General features: G+C 75.3%; 6 protein-coding genes. All 6 read left to right on the forward strand.

Going from position 1 to position 6,502, the window contains the following annotated elements:
- Nucleotides 1-32 precede the first annotated feature (32 nt).
- Nucleotides 33-356 (forward strand): DUF6112 family protein, encoded by a 324-nt coding sequence (locus VFW24_02290; GenBank protein ID HEX5265575.1) that lies wholly within the window; start codon nt 33-35, stop codon nt 354-356.
- Nucleotides 353-1,516: a hypothetical protein gene (locus VFW24_02295; GenBank protein ID HEX5265576.1), complete on the forward strand. Its 1,164-nt coding sequence runs from the start codon at nt 353-355 to the stop codon at nt 1,514-1,516. The genes VFW24_02290 and VFW24_02295 overlap by 4 nt, the downstream gene beginning before the upstream one ends.
- The gene (locus tag VFW24_02300; protein HEX5265577.1) at nt 1,513-2,946 is read left to right on the forward strand and encodes an SCO6880 family protein; all 1,434 of its coding nucleotides are present in this window, start codon (nt 1,513-1,515) and stop codon (nt 2,944-2,946) included. Before VFW24_02295 ends, VFW24_02300 begins: the two co-directional genes overlap by 4 nt.
- Nucleotides 2,943-4,214 (forward strand): hypothetical protein, encoded by a 1,272-nt coding sequence (locus VFW24_02305; GenBank protein ID HEX5265578.1) that lies wholly within the window; start codon nt 2,943-2,945, stop codon nt 4,212-4,214. The genes VFW24_02300 and VFW24_02305 overlap by 4 nt, the downstream gene beginning before the upstream one ends.
- The gene (locus tag VFW24_02310) at nt 4,211-5,974 is read left to right on the forward strand and encodes a type IV secretory system conjugative DNA transfer family protein (GenBank protein HEX5265579.1); all 1,764 of its coding nucleotides are present in this window, start codon (nt 4,211-4,213) and stop codon (nt 5,972-5,974) included. Before VFW24_02305 ends, VFW24_02310 begins: the two co-directional genes overlap by 4 nt.
- Before the next feature lie 60 nt (nt 5,975-6,034).
- Nucleotides 6,035-6,502: hypothetical protein (locus VFW24_02315; protein ID HEX5265580.1), on the forward strand; the 468-nt coding region annotated here is incomplete at its 3' end.

Raw genomic sequence — 6,502 nt, forward strand, 5'->3', positions numbered from 1 at the left:
GGGACGGCCCCGCCGAGGAGGAGGTCCGGGTCATGGCCGTGCACGGAGCGGCGTCGAGCGTGATGGCGTCGGCGTCGACGATCCTGAGCGGGGACTGGAAGCCGCATCCGACGCTGCCGGGGACCAGCGAGCTCCAGCGCCTGGCCCAGGGGCTGGAGTGGATCGGGATCGCGGTGGCGCTGATCGGCCTCCTGGTCGGGGCGGCCATGTGGGTGGTGGGGTCGCACTCGCAGAACTTCCACCAGTCGGTGTCGGGCCGGCGGGCGGTGGTGACCTCGGCGTTGGCCGCCCTGCTGATCGGCGCCGGTCCCTCCCTGATCCGGCTGTTCTTCGACCAGGGCCAGTCCCTTCATTGACGGTCACGGCCCTGTCGGTTCCGGTCATCGGTCCCCTGATCAGGGACACGATCGGCAACGCGGTCAAAGGGATGGTCGACGTCATCGCCGCGCCCGTCGCCTCGGCCGCGGCGTGGATCCTCAACGGGGTAGGGGGCCTGATCGATGCGACCACCCGTCCCCAGCTCGACAAGGGGTGGTTCCAGGCCCGCTACAGCGTCATGGTCGCTCTGGCCGTCCTGACGCTCGTCGTAATGCTCGCGGTGTCGGCCATGCACGCCGTCGTCCGCCAGGACCCCGCGCTCGTGCTGCGGGTGCTCGTCGTGCAACTGCCGATGGCGGTCATCCTCACGGGAGCTGCGGCCGGGATCGTCCAGTGGTCCCTCTCGCTCGTGGATCTCCTGTGCAACGCGGTCACCGCCGACACCGGCCACGACCTGCATCACCTGTTCACGACCATGGAGACCTACCTGGTGGGGGCCGGCGCCGCCGGGGCGGTGGCGGTGCCGGCGTTCGTCACCCTGGTGGTCTCACTAATAGTCGTGCTCGGCGGGCTGCTGCTCTGGATGGAGCTGCTGCTGCGCTCTCTGGCGGTCGACGCCGCCACCCTGTTCCTCCCGCTCGCCATGGTCACCCTGGCGTGGCCGGCGGCGTCCCGGATCGCCCGCCGTCTGGCCGAGACCATCGCCGCCCTCGTGCTCTCGAAGCTGGTGATTGTCGGCGTCCTCTCACTCGCGGTCGGCGCCCTGGCCGCAGGGGGCTTCGGCTCCCTCCTCACGGGCATGGGCCTCCTGCTCCTGGCGGCGGGGGCCCCGTACACGCTCCTGCGCCTCATCCCGATGGCGGAGTTCGGGGCCGTGGCCCACATGGAGGGTCTCAGCCGGCGGGCCGCGGTCCGGCCCGCCCTCGCGGCCTGGAATGCCCGCTCGCTGCTTCCGGTGGCAGGCGGGGGAGTGGGACCCGGTTACGTCGGTCCGGTGGAGGGCGGTCCGGGCGGCACCCCGCCCGCCCCGGGCCGTCAGTACTCCCCGGGCATCGCCGACCGGGAGGCCGACTGGTTCGGACCTCTGTCCTCCCCAGGGGCCGGCCTCACCGGAGGCGGGGGGCCGGAGGGGGCCGGCCGGCACGCCGCGGGTGACCGGGACGGGCCGGTTGAGCCCCCGAAGGAACGGGCGTCATGAGCGCCCAGCCCGCCGAGGCGAAGTACCGCTTCGGGCCGCTGGAGCGCAAGGGGGTGATCGCCGGGCTCACCGGCGGGCAGGTGCTGTGCATCGGCACCGGTCTGGTGGCAGCCGTCCTGGCCCTGCGATCGGCGCCGACCGTGGTCGGCCTGGTCCTCGGCGCCGGGTCGCTACTCGTCGGGACGGCGGCCGCCTTCGTGCCGGTCGCCGGCCGGACCGCCGAGGAGTGGGCGCCCGTCCTCGTGCGGTGGTGGGCGGGACGGGTCTCCGGGACCCGGAGGTGGCGGGGCGGCGACGCGGTGGCGGGCCGCCCGGCGCCGTCACCGCCGCCAGCGCTCCGCGGGGCCCGCTTCCTGGTGCACGACTCCGCCGAGGCGAGGCGCCTCCTGGGGGTGGTGCACGACCGGGCGGGCGGGGTCTATTGCGCGGCGGTGGCGGTGGCGGGCGGGGGCTTCGCCCTGACCGACGGCCAGGAGAAGTCCCGGCGGCTGGCGGCGTGGGGCTCGGTCCTGGCCGGACTGGCACGCGAGGGCAGCGTCGTCCACCGCATCCAGTGGGTCGAGCGGTCGCTGCCGGGGGACAGCGCGGATCTCCAGTCGGCGCTGACCGAGCGCCTCGTTCCCGATGCCCCGCCGGAGGCCGCCGGCTCCTACCGGGACCTGGTGGCCGGCGCCGGCCCGGTGACGCCCAGCCATCAGACGTTGATGGTCGTGGCGGTGGCGCCGGGCCGCTGCCGCCGCCAGGTGCGGGCCGCGGGCGGGGGAGAGGCGGGTGCCCTCACCCTGCTCGGGCGGGAGGTGGCGGTGCTGGAGGCCAGCCTCCGCGGCGCCGAGATCGACGTCTCCGGACCGCTCGGCCCGGGCGCCATGGTCACGGCGGTGGCGGCCGGCTTCCACGGCGGCGCCGGTCAGTGGCGGACGGCGTGGCCTGTGGCGATGGAGACGCGCTGGGACGCGGTGCGCGCCGACGGGCAATGGCACGCCGTGTACTGGGTCGCGGAATGGCCCCGGTCCGAGGTGGGTCCCGACTTCCTGATCCCGCTCCTGCTCCTGGCTCCCGGGGTGCGCGCCGTGTCCGTGACGATGGAGCCGGTCAGCCCCCGGCGCGCCACGCGCGAGGTGGAGGCGGCGCGCACTTCGGGGGCGGCCGACGAGGAGCTGCGCCGCCGGGGCGGCTTCCTCGCCACCGCCCGGCGCACCCGGCAGGCCGAGGGGATGGCCCGGCGGGAGGCGGAGATGGCCGACGGCCACTCCGACTACCGGTTCTCCGGTTACGTCGACGTGGTGGCGGCGTCGGCACCGGCGCTCGACCGGTCGTGCGCCGAGGTCGAGCACGCCGCCGCCCAGTCCCGCCTCGAGCTGCGCCGCCTGTACGGCCAGCAGGACCAGGCCCTCACCTACGTCCTGCCGGTGGCCCGGGGGCTGCGGTGATCCCGCCGGCGCACCGGGCCACGACCGCCCACCTGGCCGCGCTGTATCCCTTCGTCGCCGAGCCCGCCCTCGGGGTGAGCGCCCCCTATATCGGCCGGGACCTGCTCGGCGGGTCCTTCTGCTTCGACCCGTTCGACCTGTACGCGACCGGCGTGCTCACCAACCCCAACGTGCTCGTCGTCGGCCAGATCGGCCGCGGGAAGAGCTCGCTCCTGAAGACGTATCTCTGGCGCCAGTCGCTGCTCGGGTGCCAGGCCTGGGTCGTCGACCCGAAGGGCGAATACGGAGCCCTCGCCTCGGGCTGGGGCGTCCGGCCTCTGACGCTGGCGCCGGGCGGCCGGCTGCGGCTCAACCCTCTCGACGGCCCGCCGGGGCGGCGCCCCCGGACGTCGCGGTCGGGCGCGGCGACCGCCAACCGGCGCCTCACGCTGCTGGCGTCTCTGGCGGAGGCCTGCCTGGCGCGCCCTCTCCTGCCGCGCGAGCGCGCCGCCCTCGACGTGGCCCTCGGCGACACCGAGGCGCGCACGAGCGGACGTCCCCTCCTGCCCCATGTCGTCGACTCCCTGTTCCGGCCCGACGCCAGGCTGGCGGCCCAGATCGCCACCGACGCCTCCACTCTGGCCGAGGACGGCCGGGAGGTGGCCCTGGAACTGCGCCGCCTGGTGACGGGGGATCTGCGTGGGATGTTCGACGGACCGACCACGGCCGGCCTGGCGCTCGACGCCCCGCTGGTCGTGCTCGACCTGTCGGCGGTGTACGGATCGGCCGCCCTCGGGATCCTCATGGCGTGCGCGACGGCGTGGGTGCAGGCCGCCCTCGACCGCGTCCAGGACGGGGTGCGCCCGGCCCGGCGCATCCTGGTCGTCGACGAGGCCTGGGCCGTCTTGTCGAACCTGGGCATCGCCAGATGGCTGCAGGCGTGCTGGAAGCTGTCGCGCGCCTACGGGGTGTCCAACGTGGCGGTGATGCACCGCCTGTCGGACCTGCGGGCGGTGGGGCCGGCGGGGTCGGAGCAGGCCCTCCTGGCCGAGGGGCTCCTGTCCGACAGTGAGACCCGGGTCGTGTACGCCCAGTCCTTCGGCGACGCCGACGCGTCGCGGGAGGTGCTCGGGCTCACCGGCACCGAGGCCGATCTTCTTCCTCGGCTGGGGCGCGGGGTCGGCCTCTGGAAGGTCGGCCGTCGCTCGTTCCTCGTCGAGCACCGCCTCAGCCGCTTCGAGGCCGCCCTCGTCGACACTGACGCCCGGATGACCGGCGGGGCCCGATGATCACCCGCCGTCCGGTCCCGCCCCGGCGTCTCCCCCCACCGGGCCGGAGCCCGGGAACGGGGGCCGGTCCCGGTCTCGGGCTGGCGGTGGGGGCGTCGGTGGCCGGGCTGGCGCTGGCGGCCTGGTGCGGGGCGGCCACGGCCGCGGCAGCGGGCGGCCCGGGTTGCCGGATCCCCCCGCTCGGCGCGGCGTTGGAGCTGGCGGTGACCGCCGTGTCCCGCCCCGGGGCCCCGGTGCGGACGGGCCCGGCGTGCAGCCCCAACCGGGTGGTCTTCTGGTTGGCGGCCGGCGTCCTGTTGGCCGGAGGCCTCGGCACCGCGTTCGTGGTGCGCGCCCTCACCCGGGGTCGGACGGGCCGGCCGCGGCCTCATCGGCGCCCGGCCCGCGGACGGATCGCAGTGCGCGGCGGTCAGGCGCGACCGACGGCGTCGGAGGCCGGATCGAAGTGGGCGTCGCGCTCCGACCTCGTCCCTCTAGTGGTGCGCCGGCCGGAGGCGGGACGGCTCGTGATCGGACGGTCGGGTCGCAGGCTGCTGGCCGCCGAGGCGCGCCAGTCGGTGCTCGTGGTGGGGCCGACGCAGACGATGAAGACGGTCGGCTTTGCCGTTCCTGCCCTCCTCGAATGGCAGGGGCCGGCCCTGGTCACGAGCGTGAAGACCGATCTGCTCCACGCGACCCACCGAGCGCGGGCGGCCATGGGTCGTACGTGGATCTACGACCCGGCGGCCGCCACCGGGCTGGTGCGCGACTCGTGGTCCCCGCTCCGGGCCGCCACGACGTGGAGCGGGGCGCGCCGCGCCGCCGCCGCCCTGGTGAACGCCGCCCGTTCCGGGACGGTGGGCCCCTCCGACGCCGACTTCTGGTACGCCACCTCCGCCAAGCTCCTGGCGCCGCTGTTGTTCGCGGCCGCGGTCTCGGGGGGGACGATGGCCGATGTGGTCCGCTGGGTCGACACCCAGGAGACCGCCGAGGTCATCGACGTGCTGGCGGCCGCCGGCGTCGAGGAGGCGCTGCTGGCGGCGGAGGCCAGCTTCGGCCGGGAGGAGCGGGCGCGCAGCTCGATCTTCACCACCGCCGAGACGGTGCTCGACCCGTTCGCCGACCCCGACGCGGAGCCCCCGCCCGGTGCGGACGAGATCGACCCGGCCCCGCTCCTCGACGGCGGCCGGCACACCCTCTATCTGTGCGCCCCCTCCCACGAGCAGAAGCGGCTCCGGCCGCTGTTCAGCACGCTCGTCGAACAGGTGGTGACCGCCGTCTACGACCGGAGCTCGGCCCGCGCCGGACCCCTGGACCCCCCCTTGCTGGTCGTGCTCGACGAGGCGGCGGCGGTGGCCCCGCTCGAGGACCTCGACGCCCTGGCGGCCACGGGCGCCGGGCAGGGGATCCAGCTGGTCACGGTGTGGCAGGACCTGGCCCAGGTGACGGCGCGCTACGGCGCCCGGGCAGCGTCGGTGGTGAACAACCACCGGGCCAAGGTCCTCTTGTCCGGGGTGTCCGATCCGGCCACCCTCGAGCAGCTGAGCGGGCTGGTGGGGGAGTCGGGCGCGGCGACCGAGTCGGTGACGGTCGACGAGAGCGGGGGCCGGAGCACCACGGAGTCGACCTCCTTCCGCCGCCTGGCGCCGACGGACGCCCTGAGGCGGATCCCGCCCGGCCACGGCGTCCTGGTCTACGGGCACCTGCCCCCGGCCCGGATCCGCCTCCGGCCCTGGTTCGAGGAGCCGGCCCTCCGCCGATTGGGCGCCGGGGGGGCCTGACGCCCCGAAATAGGCGCTCCGGGGTGGGATCGGGCCTCCCGCGTGGGTAACTTGACACCCGTGTACGGGACTTTGGCGAGGTCCCGCCGGCGGTCGGGCCCCGCCGCCTTTCTGATCGGCCGGCGCCGCCTGGTCACCCTGTGCGTGGGGCTGGCGGCCCTCGAGGCGGGGATCCTCGAGCTGCTCCACGCCGGCTGGGCGGCGGGGATGGCCCCGCAGGTGGTGGCGCCGGCGCCGTTCGGCGTGTTCCACGACCTGCGCTGGCTGGTCGTCTACCACCGCTCCCTCCCCGCCTTCTTCGTGGAGCTGGTGGTCCTGCTGCTGTTCCGCAGCGCCCTCGACACCCTGCTCGTGCGGGAGGCGTGGCCGGCGGACCAGCCCCGTCCCCCGTTCCTGCGGGCGTGGTCGCGGACCCTGTTGTTCACGATCGTGGCGGCCATCCTCCTGGCGCCGTGGGTCGTGCTGCTGTTCGGGCTGGCGGTCGTGTCGCTCTCGTGGCTGTTCTTCTCCGCCATCCCCCCGGTCCTG

The organism is Acidimicrobiales bacterium (assembly GCA_036273495.1).
Taxonomy (GTDB): domain Bacteria; phylum Actinomycetota; class Acidimicrobiia; order Acidimicrobiales; family JAJPHE01; genus DASSEU01.

Bases quoted from the DNA above. Each gene is read 5' to 3' on its own strand.
- VFW24_02290 (HEX5265575.1), top strand. From the start codon at position 33: ATGGCCGTGCACGGAGCGGCGTCGAGCGTGATGGCGTCGGCGTCGACG.
- VFW24_02300 (HEX5265577.1), top strand. From the start codon at position 1,513: ATGAGCGCCCAGCCCGCCGAGGCGAAGTACCGCTTCGGGCCGCTGGAG.
- VFW24_02310 (HEX5265579.1), top strand. From the start codon at position 4,211: ATGATCACCCGCCGTCCGGTCCCGCCCCGGCGTCTCCCCCCACCGGGC.